The sequence below is a fragment of the Pseudomonas sp. HR1 genome, from assembly GCF_030175875.1.
Lineage (GTDB): Bacteria > Pseudomonadota > Gammaproteobacteria > Pseudomonadales > Pseudomonadaceae > Chryseomonas > Chryseomonas oryzihabitans.
Map to the genome: position 1 here is coordinate 400,429 of NZ_JASNRF010000003.1, position 24,018 is coordinate 424,446.

Genomic DNA, 24,018 nt, shown 5'->3' on the forward strand with positions numbered 1-24,018 from the left:
CGGTTGCCTGTGGATAGCCGCGTATTGTCCATCAACTGGCGGCATTTGTCGGCCCCGCTCGGCTCAGGGCAGCGGCATCAGGCCTGCGGTCGTTGTTCGCGGGCGGCCAGCAGCAGATCGATCTGGGTCATGAGCCTTTCCAGGGTGAAGGGCTTGGCCAGCACCTCGACGCCGGGGACCGGCAGGGGCTGACCGGGCAGGTCCGCCTCGGCGTAGCCGGTGATCAGCAGGGTCATCAGGCCGGGGCGGCGTTCACGGGCCAGGGCGGCGAGCTGGCAGCCACTCAGCCCGCCCGGCAGGCCGACATCGGCGATCAGCAAATCCAGCGGCGTGTCCGATTCCAGCACCTGCAGGGCGGTGGCGGCATCGGTCGCCTCCAGGGTGCGGATGCGGTGTTCGCGCAGGGCCTCGTCCACGAGCGTCCGCACCAGGGGTTCGTCGTCCACCACCAGCACCGTCATGCCAGCGGGATAGCGCAACGGCGAGGGGCGCAGCGTCTCGACCGACGGCGGCGGGGCGTCCACCAGGCGCGGCAGATAGAGGGTGACGGTGGTGCCCCGCTCGGGTGCCGAGACGATATGGGCGACGCCGCCGGACTGCTTGGCGAAGCCATAGATCATCGACAGACCGAGGCCGGTGCCCATGCCCACCGGCTTGGTGGTGAAGAAGGGATCGAAGGCGCGCGCCAGGACCTCGGGCGGCATGCCGGTCCCGGTATCGAGCACCGCCAGGGTCACATAGTCGCCAGGCGGCAATTCCAGGGCGGCAGCCTGGGCGTCGTTGAGCCGACGATTGGCGGTGACGATGCGCAGCGTCCCACCCTCGGGCATGGCATCCCGGGCGTTGATGCACAGGTTGAGCAGGGCGTTCTCCAGCTGGTGGGGATCGCACAGGGTGGGATTCAACGCCTCGGCCAGTTCGATGTGGATCTCGACCTGGGGACCGACCGAGCGGCGGATGAGTTCTTCCATGCCCAGCACCAGGGCGTTGGTCTGGGTGGCGGTGGGGTCCAGCGCCTGGCGGCGGGAAAAGGCGAGCAGGCGGTGAGTCAGGGCCGCGGCGCGTTCGGCGGCGCCCTTGGCGCCCGTGGCATAGCGTTCGAGATCGGTGTAGCGGCCCTGGGCGAGTCTCAGGCTGAGCATGTCGAGACTGCCGATCACGCCGGTCAGCAGGTTGTTGAAGTCATGGGCGATGCCGCCGGTCAGCTGGCCCACGGCCTCCATCTTCTGACTCTGGCGCAACTGTTCCTCGGTCTGGCGCAGGGCTTCCTGCTGCTCGCGGATGGCCGTCACCTCGCGTACCGCGGAATAGATGAGGCCATCCTGCAAGACCGAATTCCACGACAGCCAGCGATAGCCGCCTTCGCGATGCCGATAGCGATTCTCGAAGCCGAACACGGGTTCGCCAAGCGTCAGGCGTTCCAGCGCCGCCTCGGTGCGGGCGCGATCCTCGACGTGGACGAAGGCCATGAAGGGTTCGTGGCGCAGTTGCTCTGCGCTCCAGCCCAGGGTGCTGGTCCAGGCCGGATTGAGGTCCAGCAGCTGGCCTTCGAGGGTGGCCGTGCAGAGCAGGTCGGGGCTGGCCTGCCAGATCAGGTCCCGCTGCCGGGTGCGCAGGGCCACTTCTTCGCCGAGATTGCCGGCGAAGCGATGGAGGGACTCCAGGCTGCGGCGCTGGGCCGCGCAGACCATGGCCATGATGACGTTGACCAGCACGAACAGCGCATGGGACACCCAGCGTTCGGAGAACAACGCGAAATAGGCCGGGGCCTTGACGAAGAGGGTCTCGGCCAGCAGTACCGACAGCAGGGTGGCGAAGATCCCGGGACCGAGGCCGAACCAGAAGGCCCCGGCCATGATGAAGGGAATAAACAGCAGATAGGGCAGGCTGTCGATCCCCAGGCTCAGACGAATGCCGGCCGCGACGGCGATGAGCAGGGCCGCGCCCAGATAGCGCAAGGGGGCAGGGGCGTCCCGCGGGGCCAGCTTGAGCAGCCGGCCGAGCAGGATGTAAGGGGCGATGGGCACTGGCGCTAGACCTCGGGACGCGGGTCCGTCACGGTAGCGAAAGGCTGCACGAGCGGCAGGCCGATCAGGTGCCCTCGTGCCGCTCGAATTCCTCGACGGCACGTGCCACCTCGGCATTGTCCGCCGCCGTGCTGCGGGCTTGACGCTCGAAGGCGGTGGCCAGTTCGTTGACCAGCTGCAGCAGGCGCGGGATGTCGCCGCTGCGCTCGGCATCGGCGGCCTGCTCGCGCACGCGGTTGACGAAGGCTTGGGGATCGTCGAAGGCGGTCATGGGGCATTCTCCGTGGGGATGATACTTGTCTGACCACAAATGACGGCCAAGGCTCACTCGCGCCGCTGCCAGACCTCGGGATTCACCAGATTCGCCGGTCGTTGACCGCCCAGGGCGGCCAGCAGATTGTCCACCGCGCAGCGGGCCATGGCTTCACGCGTCTCCCGGGTCGCCGAGCCCAGGTGCGGCGTAGGCACCACGTTGGGCAGTTGCAGCAGGGGCGAGTCCGCTGCCACGGGTTCCTGATCGAAGACATCCAGGCCGGCGCCGCGCAGGCGGCCTTCCTGCAAGGCCGTGATCAACGCGGCCTCGTCGATCACCGGTCCGCGCGAGACGTTGATCAGGATGGCGTGGGCCGGTAGCCGCGCGAGCTCGGCGGCGCCCAGCAGGTGATGGGTCTCCTCGCTCAGGGGCACGGTGACGCAGAGGAAGTCGCAGCTCGCCAGCAACTCGGGCAGCGGCAGGAAGCGCGCGCCGAAGCGCTCGTCCACCTCGGGCTTGGCGGCGTGGGCGGTGTAGTTGACCTGCATGCCGAAACCCAGGTGGGCGCGGCGGGCGATGGCCTGGCCGATGCGGCCCATGCCCACCAGCCCCAGGGTCTTGCCATGGACGTCGCAACCGAAGTGCGCCTCGCCCAGACTGGCTTGCCACTGGCCGGCGCGCACCCAGTCGGCCAGCTCGACGATGCGCCGCGCGGTGGCGAGCAGCAGGGCGAAGGCGGCGTCGGCCACGCTCTCGGTCAGGACATCCGGGGTGTTGCAGAGCAGGATGCCGCGCCGCTGCAGATAGGGCAGGTCATAGCTGTCGAAGCCGACCGAGACGCTGGCGATGGCTTCCAGCCTTGGCGCCAGGTCAAGCAACTCGGGTGTCAACTTGAAGCTGGAGCCGAGCAGGCCCTGGGCCTCGGGCAGACGCTCGCGCAGCCGGGCTTCGCCGCCCGGCGCCTTGACGTCGACGTATTCCAGGTCGAAGGCTTCTTCCAGGCGCGCGGTGAGCGCCGGGGACAGGGCCTTGTAGTGGATCACCTTCTTTTTCATGGACAGCGTTTCCTCTAGTGACTGGTGGCGGGCTTGAGCGCCGCGGCGCGGGCGACCGGCTCCTGGCGCAGCAGCAGGGTCAGGACCACGGCCACCAGCAGGGCGCCACCCATGAAGCCGAAGGACGCCCCGGGACCGCCGGTCACGCCATTGAGATAGCCCACCAGGTAGGAGCCGGCAAAGGAGCCCAGGGCACCCATGCTGTTGATCAGCGCCATGGCGCCACCGGCGACGTTGCCGGGCAGGATTTCCGGGACGATGGCGAAGAAGGGGCCATAGGGGGCGTACATGCAGGCACCGGCCACCACCAGCAGGGCATAGGACCACCAGAAGTGCTGGGTGCCGAGGGCGAAGGAGCCGAGGAAGGCCAGGGCGGCGATCAGCAATGGCGGCCAGACGAACAGCTTGCGATTCTGCAGGCGATCCGACGCCCAGGACACGCCGACCATGGCCAGCACGGCGGCGAGGTAGGGCAGCGAGGACAGCCAGCCGGCTTGGACGATGTCCAGTTGGGCACCCTTGCGCAGGATCGAGGGCAGCCAGATGACGAAGCCGTAGACGCCGATGCTCCAGCAGAAATACTGCAGGGACAGCAGGATGACCTTGGGCGAGCGGAAGGCTTCGGCGTAGTTCTTGACCGGCTTCATGCCCTGCTGCTCGGCCTTCAGGGCTTCTTCCAGGCGGGCCTTCTCGGCCTGATCGAGCCACTTGGCATCCTTGGGGCGCTCGTCGGCGATCCGCCACCAGATAAAGGCCCAGATCACCGCCGGCAGGCCTTCGATGATGAACATCCAGCGCCAATCCAGGGCATGGATCAGATAACCCGAGACCACCGACATCCAGAGGATGGTCACCGGATTGCCGAGGATCAGAAAGGTGTTGGCCCGGGAGCGCTCGCGCTTGGTGAACCAGTGGCAGAGATAGACCAGCATCGCCGGCATCACCGCGGCTTCCACCACACCGAGCAGGAAGCGGATGGCGATCAGCAGGGTGACGTTGGGCACCATGCCGGTCAGGGTCGCCAGGCCGCCCCAGCCGATCAGGCTCCAGAAGATCAGCCGCTTGACGCTGCGCTTCTCGGCGTAGATGGCGCCAGGCACCTGGAAGAAGAAGTAGCCGAGAAAGAACAGTGCGCCGAGCAGCGACGACATCGCCGGAGTGATGCCCAGGTCGTCGGCCATGCCCGAGGCGGCCGCGAAGCCATAGTTGGCTCGATCGAGATAGGCCAGGCTGTAGGTGATGAAGACCACCGGCATCAGATACCACCAGCGGCGTGGAGCGAGAGAAGAGGCGTTCATGGGGTCACCTGCTTGATTGTTCTTGTAGGGGTGTAGATCAGGGTAGTTCGTGACGGTAGGGCAGTCCTTCCATGTCGCCGACCACCTGCACGGCGCGGGCGCCGATCCAGTTGCCACGGGCGACGGCGGTAGCGACGTCGAGACCGTCGAGCAGGGCGCTTACGAAGCCGGTGGCGAAGCCATCGCCGGCGCCGACGGTGTCGACCACTTCGGCCACGGGCACACCGGGGACCTCGCCCTCGGCGTCGGGCGTGCGCCAGTAGCCGCCCTCGGGGCCGAGCTTGATGGCCACGGCCTTGGCGCCACGGTCGAGGTAGAAGGCGGCGATGTCCGCCGGGGTGTCGTAGCCGGTCAGCAGGCGGCCCTCGGCCAGGCCGGGCAGCACCCAGTCGGCCAGGGCGGCGAGGTCGTTGAGTTCACGGCGCATCTGGTCTTCGCTGTCCCACAGCGACGGCCGCAGATTGGGATCGAAGGAGATGCTGCGGCCGGCGTCGCGCATGGCCTGCAGCAGGTGCCGGCTGAAGGCGCGGGCGCTGGGCGACAGCGCTGGCGGGATACCGGTGGCATGCAGGTGACGCGCCTGGAGCAGGCTGGGGTCGAAGTCTTCCTCGATGTTGAGGTGGCTGGCCGCCGAGCCGCGGCGGAAGTACTCGACCACCGGATCGCTGCCATCGGTGGCGCGAGACTTGAGCTGAAAGCCGGTGGGGTGCCGGGGATCGATCCTGAGGCGGCGGCAGTCCAGCCCCTCGGCTTCGAGGCTGGCGCGCACGAAGCGGCCAAAGGAGTCATCGCCGACCCGCGACAGCCAGGTGACCTTGAAGCCCAGGCGGCTCAGGCCGATGGCCACGTTGTTGTCGGCGCCGGCGATGCGCTTGCCGAACTGGCCGACCGTGGCCAGCTCGCCCGGCGTCTCGGCGACGAACATGGTCATGGTTTCGCCAAAGGCGAGGATGTCGATGTCAGCCATGCCGGCGCGCCTCCTGAACCTGGGCATCCAGGGTGCGCAACGCCGCCACCTGGCGACGGGTCTCGGCCAGCAGATCCGCACCCATCAGGGGAAATTCGATGGCCCGCCGCAGGCCGCTGGGGAAGTGCGTCATCAGCCCCTGCCAGGCCAGCAGGTCCGCGGCCTCCGGCGGCACCGCATGCAGGCCGCCGGCACGCCGGCGCACCGCCTTGCAATGCAGGTAACGGACGTCCGGGCCGAGCAGGCGGGCGGCCTGCAGCGGGTCTTCGTCCTGCCAGCGCCAGTTGCCGACATCGAAGGTCAGTCCCACCGGCAGCTGCGCTGCCCGCGCCGCCTGGATGAAGGCGCGCAGCGGTTCGATCCGGCCACCCTGGGCGGTCTGGTCGTTTTCCACCAGCAGTTGAGGGCCCGCGTCGGTCAGCAGGGGGGCGAGCGCCGCCAGATCGGCTGCGGCGCGATAGTGCCCGAGGGACACCTTGAGCGTGTCGGCGCCCAGCAGGCGGGCCTCGGCGAGGGCGGCGGGGAGGCGCGGCGAGAGCGCGGCGTCGGTTTCGGGCCAGAGCTCCAGGGGGACGGAATAGATGCAGCCCAGGCCGGCGGCCCGGATGGCGGCGCCCAGGGCCGCGAAGTCGGGGGCCTCGGTAAAGAGTTCGGCGCGGATCTCCACATGGGAGGCTCCCGCGGCGGCGATCAGATCGAGCCAGGCGGCCTGACCCTGGGCACGGACCCCGTCGGCGCCAAAGGCCGAGGTGGTGATGGCGATCTCCGGTGGCATTGTTGTTCTCCTGAAACCGGTTTCAAAGAAAGACGCACAAAAGGACGAAAGGTGCCCCTAGGTTCTGGCGCGAGTCGACTGGCGGATACGCAACTCCGCGCCGAAGGTCTGCTGCACCGGAGCGCTGCGATCGCCGTCGATACGCCGCTGCAGGCGCTCGAAGGCGGCCACGCCCAGGGCATGGGTCGGTTGGGCCAGGGCGCTGATACCGCCGCCCACCAGGGGAAACCAATCCAGATCATCCAGGGCCAACAGACCGAAGCGCTCGAACAGGGGCTCGCCCAGGGCCTGCAGCGCCAGGGTGGTGGCCAGTGTCGCCACGCCGTTGGCGGTGAGCAGCGCCTTGGGACCGGGACCGGGAGCGGCGAGGAAGGTGGCGAGGGCGGTCTGCAGCGCCAGGGCATCGTCAGCCTGGGCGCAATGGGTACCACGGCAGCCAGGGTGTTCGGCCAGTGCCGTGTCGAAGGCCGTCAGGCGCTGGCGACGGGAGCTGGTGCCGTCCAGGGGTTCGCTGACCAGCAGCAGGTCGCGATAGCCCTGGCGTTGCAGGTGGGCGACCCCGGTGGCGATGGCCTGGTGGTTGTCGAGGCCGACCAGATCGGCCTCGACGCCGGGCAGTTCGCGGTCCAGCAGCACCAGCGGCAGGCGGCTGCCCAGCTGGCGCAGGTCGGCGGCGTGCTGGCCGAAGGTGTTCACGATCAGGCCTTCGATGCTGTAGGACTGCAGCGCGGCCAGTTGTTGGCGCTCCTGGCGGGCGTCCTGGTCAGTGTTGCAGATCAGCAGCGAATAGCCCTGCTGGCGGCAGGCGGTTTCGACGCCATGCATGACCGCGGTGGAGTAGGGGTTGAGCAGGTCGGCCACCAGCATGCCGATCAGGCGACTGCGACCGCGCTTGAGGCCGCGGGCCATCTGGTTGGGCTGGAAATCGAGGGCGATCACGGCCTGCTCGATGCGCGCGGCGAGGGAGTCGGACAGCAGGCGGCGATCACCGCTGATGTAGCGGGACACGCTGGCCTTGGACACGCCGGCGGCGGCGGCCACTTCGGCGATGGTCGCACGGGTGGCGCGCGGACCGGGGAGGTAGACATCGTTCATGGCGTACCGCTGTTAGATTTTTGTGGGTGCCTGAAACCGGTTTCAGTAAATCTTTTCTCACGCACGGCGGCAAGCCGGTCTAAGGTGCAGGCCGACCAGTGGTCGCCGCAGCCACTCGCTTGCCGCGGTCACCTTCTAAGTCTCTTTGCACAGGAAGCTCTCGATGGACCTCCTCGACAGCCTGGCCCAACGCCTCGGTGAAGCCCTGCAGGCGGCCGGCGCCCAAGTCACCACCGCCGAATCCTGCACCGGTGGCGGTATCGCCGAAGCCATTACCCGCATCGCCGGCAGCTCCGCCTGGTTCGAGGCCGGCTTCGTTACCTATTCCAACCGCCAGAAGACCTTGCAGCTGGACGTGCCCGAGGCCCTGTTCGAGCAGGTCGGAGCGGTCAGCGAAGAGGTGGTGACGGCCATGGCGCTGGGTGCGCAACAGCGCGCCGGGGCGCGCTTCGCCGTGGCGGTGAGCGGGATCGCCGGGCCGGGTGGCGCGGTGCCGGGCAAGCCGGTCGGCACCGTCTGGCTGGCCTGGCGCGACGGCGAGAAATTGCGCACTGAACGGCAGGTCTTTGCCGGCGATCGCGCCGCCGTCCGCCAGCAGACCCAGGTCCGCGCGCTGGAGGTTTTATTGGCGTTTCTGACCGAGGAAAAAGGCCCTCAGGTGTAGCAACCAGGGGGCGACTATGGTTTAATACTGTTCACTTATACAGGTATCCACGGCCGTCTGGCCCTTCTTTCTCCGAGAGGAATCTAATGGACGACAACAAAAAGCGTGCCCTGGCCGCGGCCTTGGGACAGATTGAAAAGCAATTCGGCAAGGGCACCGTGATGCGCATGGGCGATCACGATCGCCAGGCCATTCCGGCGATTTCCACCGGCTCCCTGGGTCTCGACATCGCCCTCGGCATCGGCGGTCTGCCCAAGGGCCGTATCGTCGAAATCTACGGTCCCGAGTCCTCAGGCAAGACCACCCTGACCCTGTCGGTCATCGCCCAGGCCCAGAAGCAGGGCGCCACCTGCGCCTTCGTCGACGCCGAGCACGCGCTGGACCCGGACTATGCCGGCAAGCTGGGCGTCAACGTCGACGACCTGCTGGTGTCCCAGCCGGATACCGGCGAACAGGCCCTGGAAATCACCGACATGCTAGTGCGCTCCAACGCGGTCGACGTCATCATCGTCGACTCCGTGGCCGCCCTGGTGCCCAAGGCCGAGATCGAAGGCGAGATGGGTGACATGCACGTGGGTCTGCAGGCGCGTCTGATGTCCCAGGCGCTGCGCAAGATCACCGGCAACATCAAGAACGCCAACTGTCTGGTCATCTTCATCAACCAGATCCGCATGAAGATCGGTGTGATGTTCGGCAACCCCGAGACCACCACCGGCGGTAACGCCCTGAAGTTCTACTCCTCGGTCCGTCTCGACATCCGCCGCATCGGCGCGGTGAAGGAAGGCGACGAGGTGATCGGCAGCGAAACCCGTGTCAAGGTGGTCAAGAACAAGGTGGCACCGCCGTTCCGTCAGGCCGAGTTCCAGATCCTCTACGGCAAGGGTATCTACCTGAACGGCGAGATCATCGATCTGGGCGTGCAACTGGGTCTGATCGAGAAGTCGGGCGCCTGGTACAGCTACCAGGGCAGCAAGATCGGCCAGGGCAAGGGCAACGCCGCCAAGTTCCTGGAAGACAACCCCGAGATCAAGGGCGCCGTGGACAAGGCGATCCGCGAGAAGCTGCTGAGCCAGCCGACCAATCAGAAGGCCGAAGTGGCCGCTGAAGAAGACGCTGACGTCGATTTCTGATCGCCGGCCAGTGCTCTAGACGACCCCCGCCCCGTGCGGGGGTTTTCGCATAAGGAGGATCACCCTTGGGCAATCCACTGGATACCACCGCTGCCATCCGTTTCGCCGCCATGGACCTCCTGGCGCGTCGCGAGCATGGCCGTGAAGAGCTGTCGCGCAAGCTGCGGCGGCGCGGGGCCGAGGAAAGCCTGCTCGGTCCGGTGCTGGATCGCCTGGCCGAGGATGGCCTGCTCGACGAAAGTCGCTATCTGGAGAGCTATATCGCCAGTCGTGCCCGTTCCGGTTACGGCCCCATGCGGATCCGCGAAGAACTGGGCCAGCGTGGCCTGAAAAGAGAGCAGGTGGAAACGGCCCTGCGCGAAGCGGATGTGGACTGGCAGGCGCAGCTGGAAGAGGTGTGGCGCCGGAAATTCGGTACACCGCCGGCCGACGCCAAGGAGCGCGCCAAGCAGGGCCGCTTCCTGGCCTACCGAGGTTATGCCATGGACGGGATCAACCGGGTGCTGAGCCGGCGGTAGTGCCTGGGGTGCCGGGCTTCGCTGCGCTTGACCCAGACCGCAGGTCCATCCCGCCCGCGGTGAGGCCTGATTGTGGAAGACAAACGCACGCACGGCTAACCCCCTCTCCCTGAGGGAGAGGGTTGGGGTGAGGGCGCTTCGCGGTGATGCCGAGTGGAAAAGCCGGCGCCATTTCCCGTGCGCTTGCCAGAAAGGGATCGCGGTCAGAGCCATCGCGGCCATGGGCCGCTCCTACAGTCAAATCAGCGTCTGTAGGAGCGGCCCATGGCCGCGATGTCAGCAATCAACCTCGGTCGCGCAGGTTTGCCCTGAGCAGAGTGCAGACCAACATCGATTCTGGTGTTGGAGAGCGTTGAGCTTCGCTGCGCTCAACCCAACCTACGTGGCTGCCCAATGCTCCGGCCGATTGAGTTCGTCCACCAGTTCGCGCAGACGGCCATAGTGACGGCCGTGGAAGTCGAAGGTGAGGCGCGTCAGGTGGGCGAATTCCGCTTCGTCGGCCTCGCCTTCGCCCGGGGCCAGCTGGGTGAAGCCCGGGGTGCGGCAGAGGTCGGCGAAATCCGCGGCCAGCTGCTCCAGGCAGGCAGGGGTCACGGCGTGCTTGAGACGGATGTGCAGCAGGCCGTCACGCCGGCGGGTGGAGTGGTAGTTGCCGTAGAAGTGCTCGATCTCGGCCGCGGCGGCTTCCGGCGAACGCACCAGGCGCACCAGCTTGAGATCGGCGGGAAGGATGTAGCCTTCTTCCAGCAGATTGCGCTGCAGATAGGCCAGGGTGTCGTCCCAGAAATGGCCGTCGGGGGTGTCCAGCAGGACCAGCGGCACCAGGGGGCTCTTGCCGGTCTGGATCAGGGTGAGCACCTCGAAGGTCTCGTCCAGGGTGCCGAAGCCGCCGGGGCAGAGCACCAGGGCATCCGCCTCCTTCAAAAAGAACAGCTTGCGCACATAGAAGAAGTGAAAGGACAGCAGGTGATCCGTGCCTTCGATGGTCGGATTGGCGCGCTGTTCGAAGGGCAGGGTGATGTTGAAGCCGAGACTGGCTTCGGGCCCCGCGCCCTCGTGCGCGGCGCCCATGATGCCGGCGCCACCGCCGGTGATGACCATCATGTCGCGGCGGGCTAGGGCGCTGCCCAGCTCGCGGGCGAGGGTATAGAGGCCGTGATCGATGCGGGTCCGCGCCGAGCCGAACACCGTGACCTTGCGCCGCCGGCGAAAGCGCTCCAGGGTGCGGAAGGCCTGCTCCAGCTCCTTGAGCGTCTGCAGCATGATCTTGGCGTCCCAGCGCGCCGGATTGGTCTGCGCCATGCGCACCACCGTCACCAGCATCTCGCGGTAGAGGCCGAGATTGGGGCTGCCGCCCGGCAGGGCGTGCGCCAGCAATTCGTCGATGCGCTGACCGAGGTCCGCGGCGCTGGGCTCCACATGGCGGGCCAGGTAGCTGTCGTCGCTGTCCTCGGTCATGGCCGCGGTCTCCGCTTACTTGCCCAGGCCGCAGTCGGCGGCCTGGAAGCGCTCGACCATGACCGGCTTGTTGGTCTGGTATTCGGTGAAGTCATAGACCAGGGTGGCGCCGCGGGCCAGCAACTGGCGATAGCCGTTGTTCTGGCAGACGCTCTCGGCGAGCTGCACCCGCACCGTGGCCGGATTCTCGCGCATGCGGGCGGCATGGGCCGGGCGGACGCTGAGGTTGTTGATCAGCTGCTTGCCCTGCACGGTGTAGCCGCGGTCGAGGATGTCCTCGTTGATGGCGCGGGGCGTGCCCTGGCTGCTTTCGGTGGCCACCTTGCGCAGCATCTGGTTGAGCTCGTGGTCCTTGAGCGACTCGGCCGCCTGGACGGTGAAGGGCAGGGCGAGGGTCAGGGCGAGCAAAGCAAAACGAGGCATCGTGTTCTCCAGCGTAGAGGAGCCCGTTTCGACCGTGGTCGCGGGCGGGGGTTCGCAAGGCGTCTGCGCAGGGTAACCTGCCTGGCCGCCGCGGGCATCCCGATCGCTCTGGTAAACTGCGCTTTTGCCCGCGAGCCCGGCATGACCCCGATCAGCGACACCCCTCTGCATGCCGTGGCCCGTTTGCGCCAGGAGCGCCTGGCGCGCAGCATCAAGCCCTTCATCGCTCGTGGCTCGCGCATGGCGCGCTGCCCGAATTGCCGCCTGGCGCCCAGCCACTGCCTCTGCGACCTGCGTCCCCTGCGCCAGACCCAGGCCGGCATGTGCCTGCTGATGCACGACGTCGAGCCGCTCAAGCCGAGCAACACCGGCTGGCTGATCGCCGACGTGGTGGCCGACACCCACGCCTTCGGCTGGAGTCGCACGGCGGTGGATCCGGCGCTGCCGGATTTGCTCGCGCAGCCCGAGTGGCAGCCGCTGCTGGTGTTTCCCGGCGAATACGCCGCGCCCGAGCGGGTGGTCGAGAGCCTGCCGCTGGCCCCCGGTCAGCGCCCGCTGTTCGTGCTGCTGGATGCCACCTGGACCGAGGCGCGCAAGATGTTTCGCAAGAGTCCCTATCTGGACCACCTGCCGGTGCTGAGCTTTCAGCCCAATGCGCTGTCGCGCTACCGGTTGCGGCGCTCCACCCGCGGCGAGCACCTGTGCACCGCCGAGGTCGCCGCCCTGTGCCTGGAACTGGCCGGTGAGGCACCGGCCGGACGCCTGCTGGAGGCCTATCTGGATGTCTTCAGCGAGCGCTACCTGGATGCCAAGCATCACCTGCCGCTGGCGGCGGACAGCCCGGCCAGCCAGCAACTGAAGACCCTGCGCGCTAGTTGACCGGCTTGACCTCGACCGGCGCCTGGCGCGGCCAGAGCTGGGCGGCGAGCATGCCGGCGAACATCAGGACGCAACCCAGGTAGCCACGGCCGCTGAGGGCCTCGCCCAGCAGCCAGGCACCAAAGAAGGCGGCGAACACCGCCTCCAGGGAAAAGATCACCGCCGCATGGGAGGCGATGGCGCCGCGTTGGGCGAAGACCTGCAAGGTGTAGCCGATGCCGGCGGCGATCACCCCGCCATAGAGCAGCTCGGGCAGGGCCAGGACGACCCCGGCCGACTGGATCGGCTCGAAGGCCAGCGCCAGCGCGAGGCTGAGCACGGCGCAGACGCCGAATTGCAGGATCGACAGCACCGTGGCGTCGTGGCGACTGGAATAGTGGCCCACCAGCAGGACATGGACACCCCAGGCCAGCGCGCCGGCCAGTTGCAGCAGATCGCCCGAGGCCACCTGGAAGTTGTCGCCGATGCTCAGCAGCCCCATGCCCACCACCGCCAGGCTGGCGCCGATCCAGGTGCCCAGGTGGCTGCGCTGGCCGAGCAGCAGCCCCAGCAGCGGCACCACGATGACATAGAGACCGGTGATGAAGCCGGAGTTGGTCACGCTGGTGAACAGCAGCCCCACCTGCTGCAGATTGATGCCCAGGGTCAGCACCAGGCCCATCAGCAGGCCGCCCTTGAGGGTGTCGCGGGTCAGGCGCTGCTGACGGCCGCGGCGGCGCAGGAACAGTAGCAGCGGGACCAGGGTCAGGGCGCCCAGAGCGAATCTCAGGCCGGTGTAGAGAAAGGGACCGATGTGCTCCATACCGCCGGTCTGGGCGACGAAGGCGCTGCCCCAGATAAGGGCGGTGAGCAGCATGAGCAGATCGGCACGCAGGGCGGCGCTGGGCATGGGGCATCTCTTGGGCAAAACGGCAACTGTGCCGCAAACCGCAGGGCCTTGCCTACCGTCGGCGAGCCACCCGGCCTTGCTCCCGTCCGCGCCGTTCGGCATGCTTGCGTGCAGCCCGTGCGCCAGCTTCCTGGTCGATGGGGGCGCTCACGACAACAAGGAAAGCTACACCATGGCGGCTGCCTACCAGATCCTGATCGCCGACGATCATCCGCTGTTTCGCAGCGCGCTGCAGCAGGCCCTGACCCTGGGGCTGGGTGCCCAGGCGCGGCTCACCGAAGTGGCCGACATCGCCGAACTCCAGGCCTGCCTGGCCGAGCGCACCGACTGGGATCTGGTCCTGCTCGATCTCAACATGCCCGGCGCCTATGGCTTTTCCGGACTGGTCCTCTTGCGCGGCCAGTATCCCCAGGTGCCGGTGGTGATGATCTCGGCCCAGGAAGAGCCCGCCGTGGTGCAGCGCGCCCGGGAATTCGGCGCCAGTGGCTTCATTCCCAAGTCCAGCGATCTGAGCACCCTGCAACAGGCGGTCAGTCAGGTGCTGGATGGCGATACCTGGTGGCCACCCCAGGTGGAAGGCGCTGCCGCCCTGAGCGAGGAGGCCAAGGCCGCCAGTGCCGGCCTCGCCAGTCTCACGCCGCAGCAATTCCGGGTGCTCACCATGCTCTGCGAGGGGCTGCTCAACAAGCAGATCGCCTTCGAGCTAAATGTCTCCGAAGCCACGGTCAAGGCCCATGCCACGGCCATCTTTCGTAAACTCGGCGTCCGCACCCGCACCCAGGCGGCCCTGCTGCTGCAGCAGCTGGAGAGCACGTCCGGCTGATGTCCGCTGGCAGCGGCGCCCGGCGTAGGCGTGACTGCCCGCTTTCCCCTTTTTCCGCACCTGCCGTCCACGTGCGTCGGCGGTTCGCCCCTGCTGGATGGAGCTTTTTCGTGATCTCTCCCTACAAAGGCAAGACCGGTCTGCGCCGGGTCATCAACGCCACCGGCTATTCCCTGGCCGGCCTGCGCACGGCCTTTCGCCAGGAAGCGGCCTTTCGTTCGCTGGTGCTGCTCAACGTGGTGCTGGTGCCCCTGGCCTTCTGGCTGGATGTGAGTCGCGGCGAGCGGGCGCTGCTGGTGGCGGTCTGCCTGCTGTCGCTGGTGGTCGAATTGTTCAACGCCGCCATCGAGGCGGTGGTGGATCGCATTTCCCTGGACTGGCACGAACTGTCGAAGAACGCCAAGGATCTTGGCAGTGCCGCGCAGTTCGTGGCCATGATCATCATCGCCGTGGTCTGGGGCATCGTCCTGCTCGGCTGAGCAGGACGAGGATCACAGGGTCGCGCCCAGGGTGGCGCCGGCTGCCGTGTCGTCCGTGGCGAGGCCCCGTTCCAGCAGGCTGGGCTGGGCCGAATGGATGACCTTGTGGATGAAGTGCAGCTTGGCGATCACCGGGGCGGGCAGGGCGAAGGGATAGAAGTCCGGCTGGCCCATGCTGCGGGACAATTCGTTGAGCATGGCCGCCAGTTCGATCCAGGCATTGGCGAAGCCGAGGAATTCGTCGTCGCTGCGGTCTTCCGCCTCGTATAGCGCCTCGCGGGTAAAGGGCTGGAAGTCCAGCTGCAGGCTGCCGGCGTTCATGCCCAGGCTGGCGGCGGTGGCCAGGGTATCCATCATGTGCAGGTAGTGCGCCCAGGTCTCCGCCCAGTCCTCCCAGGGGTGCATGGTGGCGTAGGCGCTGACGTACTGGCTTTCCCAGCCGGCCGGTGCGCCCTGTTCATAGTGGCGCTGCAGGGCTTCGCCATAGTCGGCGCGCTCGTCGCCGAAGAGGGCGCGGAAGGGCTCTTCCCAGTCGGTCCCGGCGACCAGACGATCGAAGTAGTAATGCCCGACCTCGTGGCGGAAATGCCCGAGCAGGGTGCGATAGGGCTCGTGCATGTCGGCACGGACCTTTTCCCGGTGGGCGTCGTCTGCCTCGAGGATGTTCAGGGTGATGAGGCCATTGGCATGCCCGGTGGTGGGGGTGCCGGTGGCGTCGGGGGCGAGGAAGTCGAAGGCGAGTCCGTGCTCGGCATCCACGGTCTGGGGGATCACCTGCAGCCCCAGCCCCAGCAACTGGGCGACCAGTTGCCGCTTGGCCAGCTCCAGCTTGCGCCAGCGCTCGCCGTTGCCCTCGAAGGACAGATCCGGAATGGTGTGGTTGAGCTGGCAGGCCACGCAGAATTCATTGCCGGAATCGGCCGGCACCAGCCAGTTGCAGGCAGCGGGCGTGTCCAGGTTGGCGCAACGGCGATAGAGGCCGCTGCCGGCCTCGGGCAACTGCCAGAGACCGCCTTCGCCCGGCAGCAGCGCCGTCGGCGTGCCCTGGTCCGGGGCGTAGCCCAGGGCGTTGCCACAGGCCAGGCATTCGCTGTTGGGAAAGAAGATGGCCTGGCCGCAGGTGCAGTTGGCGACCTTGCGCTGGACGGGCAGGGCGCGCAGGGCGTTGCGTTGCTGACGATTGGAACTGTAGCTTCCGAGAAAATTGCGCATGGGTGCTGATACCTGGCGAGAGCGGCCGCGTCGGACGCCGGCGGAGCGCCGGCGTCTTGCTAGCGAATTAGTAGAGCGGCCAGACCCTGGAGTTCCGGGTTGTTCGTCGCCTGGGACGACTGGCGAGGGCTCTGGGATCGGTCCCGGCACCCGCTGACGCTCCGCTGGCCGTGGTGGCCCGCGTTTGCGGTGGCGCATCCCGAGCCACACCACTACCCTAGTGACCATCGAAACGGGCGCGGGCGTTGCGGCGCCCCCGCCGCTGCGCGCCGTCCGAATCCGCTTCCGTACCCTGTCAGCCGTCCCTTGACCATGCCCCCGAACGCTTCCCGCAATGCCAGCGACATGACCGGCAGCTACCACGAACTCTGGAGTCCGCGGGGCGGCGTGCGGCCGCCCTGGCGGCGCTTCTACGGGCACCTGGCCGGGCTGCGACCCGCCCAGCTCGATCAGCGCCAGGCCCTGATCGCCCGGCAGATCCAGGAAAACGGCGTGACCTACAACGTCTACGCCGATCCCAAGGGCAGCGATCGGCCCTGGGCGCTGGACCTGCTGCCCCAGCTGATCTCGGCGGAGGAGTGGGCGCCCCTGGCCGCCGGCGTGGCGCAGCGGGCGCGCTTGCTGAATCGGGTACTGGGCGATCTCTATGGCGAACAGCGCCTGCTGCACGAGCGGCTGCTGCCGCCGGAGCTGGTGTTCGGGCACAACAACTTTCTCTGGGCCTGCCAGGGGTTGCGTCCCCCGGGCGATACCTGGCTGCACGTCTATGCGGTGGATCTGGCGCGGGCGCCCGATGGTCGCTGGTGGGTGCTGGCCGATCGCACCCAGGCGCCGTCCGGCGCCGGCTATGCCCTGGAGAATCGCCACATTGTGGCGCGGGCCTTTCCCGAGTTGCACCGCGATCTGCAGGTCCAGCCGCTCAACGGCTACTTCCAGGCGCTGCAACGCACCCTGAGCACGGGCCTGGACACCGGCGAGGAGGCGCCGCTGGCGGTGCTGCTGACGCCGGGGCGCTACAACGAGACCTACTTCGAGCACCTCTACCAGGCGCGGCAACTGGGCTTTCCGCTGGTGGAAGGCCAGGACCTCACGGTGCGCGACGCCTGCCTCTATCTCAAGACCCTGAGCGGGCTGAGGCGCGTCCATGCGGTGTTCCGCCGGCTGGACGACGACTTCTGCGATCCGCTGGAGTTGCGCACCGATTCGGCGCTGGGCGTACCCGGGCTGCTGGAAGCGGTGCGCCAGGGCAATGTCATCATGGCCAATGCCCTGGGCAGCGGCTTGCTGGAGTCGCCCGGCCTGCTGGGCTTTCTGCCCGGTGTCTGCCAGGCCCTGCTGGGCGAGACCCTGGCACTGCCCTCCGTCGCCACCTGGTGGTGCGGCGAGACGCCGGTGCGCGAAGCGGCCCTGGCGCGGCTGGCGGAGCTGGTGATCAAGCCGGCCTATCCGGCCCAGGGCTTCGAGCCGGTGTTCGGCAAGGCCCTGGATGCCGCGGGGCTGGCCGAACTGCGCGCGCGCATCCTGGCCACGCCCCACGCCTTTGTGGCCCAGGAACGCATCCAGCTGTCCCAGGCGCCGGTCTGGCAGGGCAGCAGTCTGCAGTCGCGGGCCATCGGCATGCGCGTCTATGCGGTGGCCAGCGAAGACGGCTACTGGGTGATGCCCGGGGGGCTGACCCGGGTCGCTCATGAAGGCGCCGCGGTGGTGTCCATGCAGCGCGGCGGGTCGAGCAAGGACACCTGGGTGCTGGGCGGCAGTCGCGGCGCCGCCGAGGTGCCCGGGGCGCGGGTGCTGGGGGTGCGCGACCTGGTGCGCAAGGACCCCTTCCTGCCCTCGCGCACCGCCGAGAATCTGTTCTGGTACGGTCGCTACAGCGAGCGCTGCGAGGATGCCGCGCGCCTGCTGCGCATCGTCCTGAGTCGCTACCTGGACGCCGACGACGGCGGGCCGGCGGTGCAGTCGGCCATCGATCTGGCCACGGCCCTGGAATTGCTGCCCGCGGGTGGCCGACTGGCGGAGCAGCTGCATGCCGCCCTGGGGCCGGGCGACTTTCCCAGCGGCCTGGGCGCCAATCTGCAACGGCTGCACTGGGCTGCGGCCCAGGTCCGCGGCCGGCTGTCGCCGGAGAACTGGCGCGCCATCCGGGAGGTGGAGCGCGAGGCCCATGGCCTGGGCCAGGTCGGCAGCGAGCCGGGCGAGGCGCTGCAGAGTCTCAACCGCCTGGTGATGGCGCTGGCGGCGGTGGCCGGCTTCACCTTCGACGACATGACCCACGACGAGAGCTGGCGCTTTCTGATGATCGGCCGGCGCATCGAACGGGTGCAATTCCTCGCCGGCAGCCTGGCGCACTTCCTCGAAGGCGGCGCCACCTGGGATGCGGCGGGCCTGGAATGGCTGCTGGAGCTGGGCAACAGCATCATCACCTATCGCTCGCGCTACCAGGCGGCGCCCCAGCTGATCCCGGTACTGGATCTGCTGATGCTGCACGAGCACAACCCCTATTCGATCCGTTTCCAGCTGCATGCGCTGATCAACGCCGTGGAGCACCTGGAGCGCTATTACGGTCTGCCCCGCGATCCGGCATTGCACGATACCTACGACCGCCTGCGCCGCTTCGACCTCGGCACCCTGGAGAACACCCTGTTCGGCGACGCCGGCCGGGTCGAGGTGCAGCAGGGCCTGGCGCGCCTGCTGCGACAGATCGCCGAGGCCAGCAGCCAGCTGTCCGAACGGGTCATCTATCGCTGCTTCGCCCATGTCGATGCCGTCAGCCAGCGCACGGTGTCCATGTGATGAATCAGGTTCGCTACCGCATCCAGCACGACACCCACTATCGCTACGAGGCGCCGGTGTCGCTGTCGCAGCAGCTGCTGCACCTGTTGCCACGCGACTGCGCCTGGCAGCGTTGCCTGTCCCGGCAACTGGTGATCCTGCCGCAGCCGACCCAGCGCCAGGACGCCTGGGACGCCTTCGGCAATCCGCTGACCCGGCTGTCCTTCGAGCGGCCCCACGACGAACTCTATGTCGGCACCGAGCTGGAGGTGGAAGTGGGCTCCCGCGCCGGTCTCGGGCTGGCGGATTCGCCCCCCTGGGAACAGGTGCGCGATGGCCTGCGCTATCCCGCGGCCCGGGTGCCGCTGGATGTCCATCACTTCCGCTTCGAATCCCCGGCGGTGCCCCTGGACGCCATCTTCGCCCGCTTCGCCGAGGACTGCTTCCCAGTGGGCCGCCCCCTGCTGCTGGGCTGCCGGGCGCTAATGGAAAAGATCCACCGCGAATTCCGCTTCGACGCCACCGCCACCCAGGTGGCGACGCCGCTGCGCGAGGTGCTGGAGCATCGCCATGGCGTCTGCCAGGACTTCGCCCACCTGATGCTGGCCTGCCTGCGCGCCCTGGGGCTGGTGGCGCGCTATGTCAGCGGCTATCTGCTGACCCGGCCGCCGCCGGGCAAGCCGCGGCTGATCGGTGCCGACGCCTCCCACGCCTGGGTCAGCGTGCATTGCCCGCTGCTGGGCTGGGTCGACTTCGATCCCACCAACGATGTCCTGCCGGACCTGGAGCACATCACCCTGGCCTGGGGGCGCGACTTCACCGACGTCTCGCCGCTGCGCGGGGTGATCCTCGGCGGCGGCGACCACGATCCGGTGGTCGAGGTGACGGTGACGCCGCTGTAGCGTGCTGGTTTGGAAAGGACTCCATTGATGAAAGATCCCAAGTGGCTGAACATCCCGCTCGGCCCTGCACGACCCAATACCTTCCTGTTCTGCATAACGGTCCTCCTGGCCTTGCTCCTAGGCATCCGGATCGGTCGACCTGCGACGCCGGAAGCCTGGATGTATCTGTTACTGATCGGCCTTCCCCTGACCTGGGCAGTGTTTACGCGCCTTCATTGGCTGGACGACTGGAGCCGACGCTGCCGTTACGGCTTCGCGCCTCTACTGGTCTTGCTGGCAAGAGCGGCACTGATCGTGGCGATTTTCAAGATTGAGCCGTTGTCGCGGCCAGTTACGAGCTGGCTATGGCAACAGGTGGGCATCTGGTTTCCAGATATCCACTGAAGCTATTGTCTATACAAAATAGGCTGCCTTTTTACCTAACATTGGCCGCCCATGAACGGAGGCGCTTGTCTGCTATTTTGAGACGATAGCTATATCGGGAATGCTTGACGAGGGATCGACTCTGGATTAAATGTATATACATTAACCGGAGAGGTCACCATGTCCGTCGCTACCCAAGCGCTGCTCTGGCGTCATGTCACCCTGTTCGATGGCCTCCAGACCTGGCCCACGCCCATGGCCGTGCGGGTGGAGGCTGGCCGCATTGTCGGACTCTGGCCGGAAGCCGACTTCCAGGCCGCGCAGGGCGAGGGGGCCGAACTGGCCAGGGAGGGCGGGGTGCTGACGCCCGGGCTGGTGGATTGCCATACCCACCTGGTCCATGCCGGCCAGCGTGCCGGGGAATTCGAGCAGCGGCTGGAAGGGACGAGCTATGCCGAGATCGCCCGGGCCGGTGGTGGCATCCTCGGCACGGTGCGCGCGACGCGGGCGGCCAGCGAGGCGGAGCTCTTCGCCGTTGCCCGACCGCGCTTGCAGGCGCTGATCGACGAGGGCGTCACCACCGTGGAGATCAAGTCCGGCTATGGCCTGACCGTGGCCGACGAACTCAAGCTATTGCGGGTCGCTCGGCGTCTGGGTGAGGCGCTGCCGGTACGGGTGATCACCACGCTGCTGGGCGCCCATGCCGTACCGCCGGAATTCCAGGGCGATGCCGAGGGCTACGTCGATCTGGTCTGTCGGGAGATGATCCCGGCCGCGGTGGCCGAGGGCCTGGCCGATGCGGTGGATGTCTTCTGCGAGGGCATCGCCTTTTCGCCTGCCCAGTGTGAGCGGGTATTCCTGGCGGCGCGCGAGCACGGTCTGCCGATCAAGGCCCATGCCGAGCAGCTGTCCAACCTGGGTGGCAGCGCTCTGGCCGCGCGGCTGGGCGCGTTGTCGGCGGATCACGTGGAGTATCTCGACGAAGCCGGGGTGCGTGCCCTGGCCGCCGCCGGTACGGTCGCCGTGCTCCTGCCCGGTGCCTTCCTGATGCTGAGCGAAACCCAGCATCCGCCCGTGGAATTGCTCCGTCGGTACGGGGTGCCCATGGCCCTGGCCAGTGATGCCAACCCCGGCACCTCGCCGCTCTATCTGCCGACCCTGATCGCGCACCTGGCCTGCACCCTGTTTCGCCTGACCCCCCGCGAGGCCCTGGCCGGCATGACCGCCCATGCGGCCCAGGCCCTGGGGCGTCCGGAGCTTGGTCGTATCCAGGTGGGCGCCCCGGCGGATCTCTGCCTATGGGACGTCGGTCAGCCGGCGGAGCTGGCCTATGAGGTGCGTCCGGGGCGCCTGCGTCAGCGCGTCTTCGCCGGGGAGGTGCAGCATGTTCGCTGATCGCCAGACCCTGGAATGCTGGACCGGTCGTATCGATCCGGAAGCCGACGCCTTGCGCTGGCACCAGTGCATCCAGCCACTGGCCGTGGACAGCGCGCCGGGTATGGCGCTGCTAGGTTTCGCCTGCGACGAGGGGGTAAGGCGCAACCAGGGTCGCGTGGGCGCTGCCGAGGGTCCCGTCGCCCTGCGGCGGGCCCTGGCCAATGTCGCCTGGCAGCGGCAGGGCCCGGCCTATGACGCCGGTGATGTCCGCTGCGCCGACGGTGATCTGGAAGGCGCTCAGACGCGCCTGGCCGGGGCCGTGCGCGGTCTGCTGGACGGCGGTCATCTGCCGCTGGTGCTGGGCGGCGGTCACGAAGTCGCCTGGGCCAGCTGGTCGGGCCTGGCGCTGCACCTGGCCAAGACGCTACCCAAGCCACGCATCGGCATCGTCAATTTCGATGCCCACCTGGACCTGCGCGATCCGACGCGGGGACCCACCTCAGGTACGCCCTTCGCCCAGATCGCCGCGCACTGCGCCACCCACGGCTGGCCCTTCCACTATGCCTGCCTGGGCCTGAGTCTGGCGGCCAATACCCGCACCCTGCTCAGGCGTGCCGCCGAGCTGGATGTGTTGATCCGCGAAGACCATGAGATTCGCGAGGGCAGTCTTGAGCACATCGGCGCCGAACTGGACGCCTTCGCCGCCGGCTGCGATGCCCTCTATCTCACCTTCGACCTGGATGTGCTACCCGCGGCCGACGCCCCCGGGGTCAGCGCGCCTGCCGCCCATGGCGTCAGCCTCGCCCTGTTGGAACCGCTGATCCGTCGGCTCAAGGCCAGCGGCAAGTTGCGCCTGGCCGACGTGGCCGAACTCAATCCCGCGCTCGACCAGGACGGCCGCACGGCCCGGGTCGCGGCGCGGCTGATCCATACCCTGGCACTGGACCTCTAGGGCCTGCCGCGAACAACAAGAGAGGAAGACCCCATGACCCGCTTTCGTGAAGGTGAGATTCGCGCCCCCCGCGGCACCCAGCTCAATGCCAGGAGCTGGCTGACCGAGGCGCCGCTGCGCATGCTGATGAACAATCTCGATCCCGAGGTCGCGGAAAATCCCGAGGAGCTGGTGGTCTACGGCGGCATCGGCCGGGCGGCGCGCAACTGGGAGTGCTACGACAGGATCGTCGAGAGCCTCAAGGCGCTGGGTGACGACGAAACCCTGCTGGTGCAATCGGGCAAGCCGGTCGGGGTGTTCAAGACCCACGCCGATGCCCCGCGGGTGCTGATCGCCAACTCCAACCTGGTACCGCACTGGGCCAGCTGGGAGCACTTCAACGAACTGGATGCCAAGGGCCTGGCCATGTACGGCCAGATGACTGCCGGCAGCTGGATCTATATCGGCAGCCAGGGCATCGTCCAGGGCACCTACGAGACCTTTGTCGAGGCCGGGCGCCAGCACTATCAGGGCGACCTGCGCGGACGCTGGGTGCTGACCGCCGGCCTCGGCGGCATGGGCGGTGCCCAGCCCCTGGCCGCGACCCTGGCCGGTGCCTGTTCGCTGAACATCGAGTGCCAGCAGAGCCGTATCGATTTCCGCCTCAAGACCCGCTATGTGGACGAACAGGCCAGCGACCTGGACGACGCCCTGGCACGCATCGCCCGGCACACCGCCGCCGGTGCCGCGGTGTCCGTCGCCCTGCTGGGCAACGCCGCCGAGATCCTGCCGGAACTGGTCCGCCGCGGCGTGCGCCCGGATATGGTCACCGACCAGACCAGCGCCCACGATCCGCTCAATGGCTACCTGCCGGCCGGTTGGAGCTGGGAGCAGTATCGTGATCGCGCCCAAACCGATCCGGCTGCCGTGGTCGCCGCGGCCAAGCAGTCGATGGCCGTGCACGTCCAGGCCATGCTCGACTTCCAGAAGATGGGCGTCCCCACCTTCGACTACGGTAACAACATCCGCCAGATGGCCCAGGAAGCCGGCGTCGCCGATGCCTTCGCCTTCCCGGGCTTCGTGCCGGCCTATATCCGTCCGCTGTTCTGCCGCGGCATCGGTCCGTTCCGCTGGGCCGCATTGTCGGGCGATGCCGGGGACATCCATCGCACCGACGCCAAGGTCAAGGAACTGATCCCCGATGACGCCCACCTGCACCGCTGGCTGGACATGGCCCGCGAGCGCATCGCCTTCCAGGGCTTGCCGGCGCGCATCTGCTGGGTCGGCCTGGGCCTGCGTGCCAAGCTGGGCCTGGCCTTCAACGAGATGGTGCGCAGCGGCGAACTCAAGGCGCCCATCGTCATCGGGCGTGACCACCTGGACAGCGGCTCGGTATCCAGCCCCAACCGCGAGACCGAGGCCATGCAGGACGGCTCCGATGCCGTCTCCGACTGGCCACTGCTCAATGCCCTGCTCAACACCGCCAGCGGCGCCACCTGGGTCTCGCTGCACCACGGCGGCGGGGTAGGGATGGGCTTCTCCCAGCATTCCGGGATGGTCATCGTCTGCGACGGCACCGACGCCGCCGCCGCCCGTATCGCCCGGGTGCTGCACAACGATCCGGCCACCGGGGTGATGCGCCACGCCGACGCCGGCTATGACATCGCCATCGACTGCGCCCGCGAGCAGGGCCTGAATCTGCCCATGATCGGCAAAGGAGTCTGATCG

23 protein-coding genes are annotated in these 24,018 nt (G+C 67.8%); 12 read left to right on the forward strand and 11 right to left on the reverse strand.

Features of this window, described 5'->3' with window-relative positions; genetic code table 11:
* Nucleotides 1-77: 77 nt before the first annotated feature.
* From QKY98_RS13250 to QKY98_RS13280, 7 genes are all read right to left on the reverse strand, one after another.
* Complete coding sequence (locus QKY98_RS13250; RefSeq protein ID WP_284671035.1) at nt 78-2,027, reverse strand: ATP-binding protein; 1,950 nt, start codon at nt 2,025-2,027, stop codon at nt 78-80.
* 64 nt (nt 2,028-2,091) lie between these two features.
* A complete protein-coding gene (locus QKY98_RS13255) occupies nt 2,092-2,298 on the reverse strand; it encodes a hypothetical protein (protein WP_007159388.1) in 207 nt (68 codons plus the stop codon).
* Nucleotides 2,299-2,351: 53 nt separating this feature from the next.
* Nucleotides 2,352-3,335, reverse strand: a complete 984-nt coding sequence (locus QKY98_RS13260; RefSeq protein WP_027597057.1) for a 2-hydroxyacid dehydrogenase — start codon at nt 3,333-3,335, stop codon at nt 2,352-2,354.
* A 14-nt stretch (nt 3,336-3,349) separates the two neighbouring features.
* Entirely contained in the window at nt 3,350-4,633 is a 1,284-nt protein-coding gene (locus tag QKY98_RS13265; protein ID WP_074583776.1) for an MFS transporter, read from the reverse strand.
* A 37-nt stretch (nt 4,634-4,670) separates the two neighbouring features.
* Entirely contained in the window at nt 4,671-5,600 is a 930-nt protein-coding gene (locus QKY98_RS13270) for a sugar kinase (protein ID WP_027597055.1), read from the reverse strand.
* Nucleotides 5,593-6,375 carry a sugar phosphate isomerase/epimerase family protein gene (locus QKY98_RS13275; protein WP_284671036.1) on the reverse strand — a complete coding sequence of 261 codons (783 nt, stop codon included), beginning with the start codon at nt 6,373-6,375 and terminating at the stop codon, nt 5,593-5,595. Before QKY98_RS13275 ends, QKY98_RS13270 begins: the two co-directional genes overlap by 8 nt.
* Nucleotides 6,376-6,432: 57 nt before the next feature.
* Nucleotides 6,433-7,470 (reverse strand): LacI family DNA-binding transcriptional regulator, encoded by a 1,038-nt coding sequence (locus QKY98_RS13280; protein ID WP_074583774.1) that lies wholly within the window; start codon nt 7,468-7,470, stop codon nt 6,433-6,435.
* A 163-nt stretch (nt 7,471-7,633) separates the two neighbouring features.
* Between QKY98_RS13280 and QKY98_RS13285 the strand changes: the two genes are divergently transcribed.
* The 3 genes from QKY98_RS13285 (at nt 7,634) to recX (ending at nt 9,782) form a co-directional block, all read left to right on the forward strand.
* Nucleotides 7,634-8,134 (forward strand): CinA family protein, encoded by a 501-nt coding sequence (locus QKY98_RS13285; protein WP_027597052.1) that lies wholly within the window; start codon nt 7,634-7,636, stop codon nt 8,132-8,134.
* A gap of 86 nt (nt 8,135-8,220) precedes the next feature.
* Nucleotides 8,221-9,264: a recombinase RecA gene (gene recA / locus QKY98_RS13290; RefSeq protein WP_007159381.1), complete on the forward strand. Its 1,044-nt coding sequence runs from the start codon at nt 8,221-8,223 to the stop codon at nt 9,262-9,264.
* Between the two features lie 65 nt (nt 9,265-9,329).
* Entirely contained in the window at nt 9,330-9,782 is a 453-nt protein-coding gene (gene recX, locus QKY98_RS13295; protein WP_007159380.1) for a recombination regulator RecX, read from the forward strand.
* Between the two features lie 378 nt (nt 9,783-10,160).
* On the opposite strand, the gene QKY98_RS13300 is transcribed toward recX, so the two are convergent.
* Nucleotides 10,161-11,240, reverse strand: a complete 1,080-nt coding sequence (locus QKY98_RS13300; RefSeq protein ID WP_181084082.1) for an LOG family protein — start codon at nt 11,238-11,240, stop codon at nt 10,161-10,163.
* A 15-nt stretch (nt 11,241-11,255) separates the two neighbouring features.
* Nucleotides 11,256-11,663 (reverse strand): quorum-sensing-regulated virulence factor family protein, encoded by a 408-nt coding sequence (locus tag QKY98_RS13305; protein ID WP_027597050.1) that lies wholly within the window; start codon nt 11,661-11,663, stop codon nt 11,256-11,258.
* 141 nt (nt 11,664-11,804) lie between these two features.
* On the opposite strand from QKY98_RS13305, the gene QKY98_RS13310 reads away from it, so the two are divergent.
* Nucleotides 11,805-12,542 (forward strand): tRNA-uridine aminocarboxypropyltransferase, encoded by a 738-nt coding sequence (locus QKY98_RS13310; protein WP_027602597.1) that lies wholly within the window; start codon nt 11,805-11,807, stop codon nt 12,540-12,542.
* On the opposite strand, the gene QKY98_RS13315 is transcribed toward QKY98_RS13310, so the two are convergent.
* On the reverse strand, nt 12,535-13,431 hold the full coding sequence (locus tag QKY98_RS13315; RefSeq protein WP_027602598.1) for a DMT family transporter: 897 nt from the start codon (nt 13,429-13,431) through the stop codon (nt 12,535-12,537). The two genes, QKY98_RS13310 and QKY98_RS13315, sit on opposite strands and share 8 nt — an antisense overlap.
* A gap of 172 nt (nt 13,432-13,603) precedes the next feature.
* Between QKY98_RS13315 and erdR the strand changes: the two genes are divergently transcribed.
* Nucleotides 13,604-14,254, forward strand: coding sequence for a response regulator transcription factor ErdR (gene erdR, locus QKY98_RS13320; protein ID WP_007159375.1), 651 nt, complete (start codon nt 13,604-13,606; stop codon nt 14,252-14,254).
* Between the two features lie 110 nt (nt 14,255-14,364).
* On the forward strand, nt 14,365-14,733 hold the full coding sequence (locus QKY98_RS13325) for a diacylglycerol kinase (RefSeq protein ID WP_007159374.1): 369 nt from the start codon (nt 14,365-14,367) through the stop codon (nt 14,731-14,733).
* A gap of 12 nt (nt 14,734-14,745) precedes the next feature.
* Here QKY98_RS13325 and QKY98_RS13330 read toward each other — a convergent pair whose 3' ends face one another.
* Entirely contained in the window at nt 14,746-15,945 is a 1,200-nt protein-coding gene (locus QKY98_RS13330) for a zinc-binding metallopeptidase family protein (protein ID WP_144946850.1), read from the reverse strand.
* A gap of 312 nt (nt 15,946-16,257) precedes the next feature.
* Between QKY98_RS13330 and QKY98_RS13335 the strand changes: the two genes are divergently transcribed.
* The 6 genes from QKY98_RS13335 (at nt 16,258) to hutU (ending at nt 24,015) form a co-directional block, all read left to right on the forward strand.
* The gene (locus tag QKY98_RS13335) at nt 16,258-18,738 is read left to right on the forward strand and encodes a circularly permuted type 2 ATP-grasp protein (protein WP_284671037.1); all 2,481 of its coding nucleotides are present in this window, start codon (nt 16,258-16,260) and stop codon (nt 18,736-18,738) included.
* The gene (locus tag QKY98_RS13340) at nt 18,738-19,619 is read left to right on the forward strand and encodes a transglutaminase family protein (protein ID WP_284671038.1); all 882 of its coding nucleotides are present in this window, start codon (nt 18,738-18,740) and stop codon (nt 19,617-19,619) included. Before QKY98_RS13335 ends, QKY98_RS13340 begins: the two co-directional genes overlap by 1 nt.
* A gap of 27 nt (nt 19,620-19,646) precedes the next feature.
* Nucleotides 19,647-20,003: a hypothetical protein gene (locus QKY98_RS13345; RefSeq protein WP_027602602.1), complete on the forward strand. Its 357-nt coding sequence runs from the start codon at nt 19,647-19,649 to the stop codon at nt 20,001-20,003.
* Between the two features lie 159 nt (nt 20,004-20,162).
* Nucleotides 20,163-21,377, forward strand: a complete 1,215-nt coding sequence (gene hutI / locus QKY98_RS13350) for an imidazolonepropionase (protein WP_284671039.1) — start codon at nt 20,163-20,165, stop codon at nt 21,375-21,377.
* Nucleotides 21,367-22,311: a formimidoylglutamase gene (hutG, locus tag QKY98_RS13355; protein WP_144960142.1), complete on the forward strand. Its 945-nt coding sequence runs from the start codon at nt 21,367-21,369 to the stop codon at nt 22,309-22,311. The genes hutI and hutG overlap by 11 nt, the downstream gene beginning before the upstream one ends.
* 33 nt (nt 22,312-22,344) lie before the next feature.
* Nucleotides 22,345-24,015: a urocanate hydratase gene (gene hutU, locus QKY98_RS13360; protein ID WP_284671040.1), complete on the forward strand. Its 1,671-nt coding sequence runs from the start codon at nt 22,345-22,347 to the stop codon at nt 24,013-24,015.
* Nucleotides 24,016-24,018 lie beyond the last annotated feature (3 nt).

What these genes read in the sequence shown, in the direction of transcription:
- QKY98_RS13305 (WP_027597050.1), bottom strand. Translation starts at nt 11,663, where the DNA reads ATGCCTCGTTTTGCTTTGCTCGCCCTGACCCTCGCCCTGCCCTTCACC.
- QKY98_RS13330 (WP_144946850.1), bottom strand. Translation starts at nt 15,945, where the DNA reads ATGCGCAATTTTCTCGGAAGCTACAGTTCCAATCGTCAGCAACGCAAC.
- QKY98_RS13280 (WP_074583774.1), bottom strand. Translation starts at nt 7,470, where the DNA reads ATGAACGATGTCTACCTCCCCGGTCCGCGCGCCACCCGTGCGACCATC.
- QKY98_RS13260 (WP_027597057.1), bottom strand. Translation starts at nt 3,335, where the DNA reads ATGAAAAAGAAGGTGATCCACTACAAGGCCCTGTCCCCGGCGCTCACC.
- recA (WP_007159381.1), top strand. Translation starts at nt 8,221, where the DNA reads ATGGACGACAACAAAAAGCGTGCCCTGGCCGCGGCCTTGGGACAGATT.
- erdR (WP_007159375.1), top strand. Translation starts at nt 13,604, where the DNA reads ATGGCGGCTGCCTACCAGATCCTGATCGCCGACGATCATCCGCTGTTT.
- hutU (WP_284671040.1), top strand. Translation starts at nt 22,345, where the DNA reads ATGACCCGCTTTCGTGAAGGTGAGATTCGCGCCCCCCGCGGCACCCAG.
- QKY98_RS13340 (WP_284671038.1), top strand. Translation starts at nt 18,738, where the DNA reads ATGAATCAGGTTCGCTACCGCATCCAGCACGACACCCACTATCGCTAC.
- QKY98_RS13270 (WP_027597055.1), bottom strand. Translation starts at nt 5,600, where the DNA reads ATGGCTGACATCGACATCCTCGCCTTTGGCGAAACCATGACCATGTTC.
- QKY98_RS13310 (WP_027602597.1), top strand. Translation starts at nt 11,805, where the DNA reads ATGACCCCGATCAGCGACACCCCTCTGCATGCCGTGGCCCGTTTGCGC.
- QKY98_RS13345 (WP_027602602.1), top strand. Translation starts at nt 19,647, where the DNA reads ATGAAAGATCCCAAGTGGCTGAACATCCCGCTCGGCCCTGCACGACCC.
- QKY98_RS13315 (WP_027602598.1), bottom strand. Translation starts at nt 13,431, where the DNA reads ATGCCCAGCGCCGCCCTGCGTGCCGATCTGCTCATGCTGCTCACCGCC.
- QKY98_RS13300 (WP_181084082.1), bottom strand. Translation starts at nt 11,240, where the DNA reads ATGACCGAGGACAGCGACGACAGCTACCTGGCCCGCCATGTGGAGCCC.
- QKY98_RS13255 (WP_007159388.1), bottom strand. Translation starts at nt 2,298, where the DNA reads ATGACCGCCTTCGACGATCCCCAAGCCTTCGTCAACCGCGTGCGCGAG.
- QKY98_RS13265 (WP_074583776.1), bottom strand. Translation starts at nt 4,633, where the DNA reads ATGAACGCCTCTTCTCTCGCTCCACGCCGCTGGTGGTATCTGATGCCG.
- QKY98_RS13285 (WP_027597052.1), top strand. Translation starts at nt 7,634, where the DNA reads ATGGACCTCCTCGACAGCCTGGCCCAACGCCTCGGTGAAGCCCTGCAG.
- hutI (WP_284671039.1), top strand. Translation starts at nt 20,163, where the DNA reads ATGTCCGTCGCTACCCAAGCGCTGCTCTGGCGTCATGTCACCCTGTTC.
- hutG (WP_144960142.1), top strand. Translation starts at nt 21,367, where the DNA reads ATGTTCGCTGATCGCCAGACCCTGGAATGCTGGACCGGTCGTATCGAT.
- QKY98_RS13275 (WP_284671036.1), bottom strand. Translation starts at nt 6,375, where the DNA reads ATGCCACCGGAGATCGCCATCACCACCTCGGCCTTTGGCGCCGACGGG.
- QKY98_RS13335 (WP_284671037.1), top strand. Translation starts at nt 16,258, where the DNA reads ATGCCCCCGAACGCTTCCCGCAATGCCAGCGACATGACCGGCAGCTAC.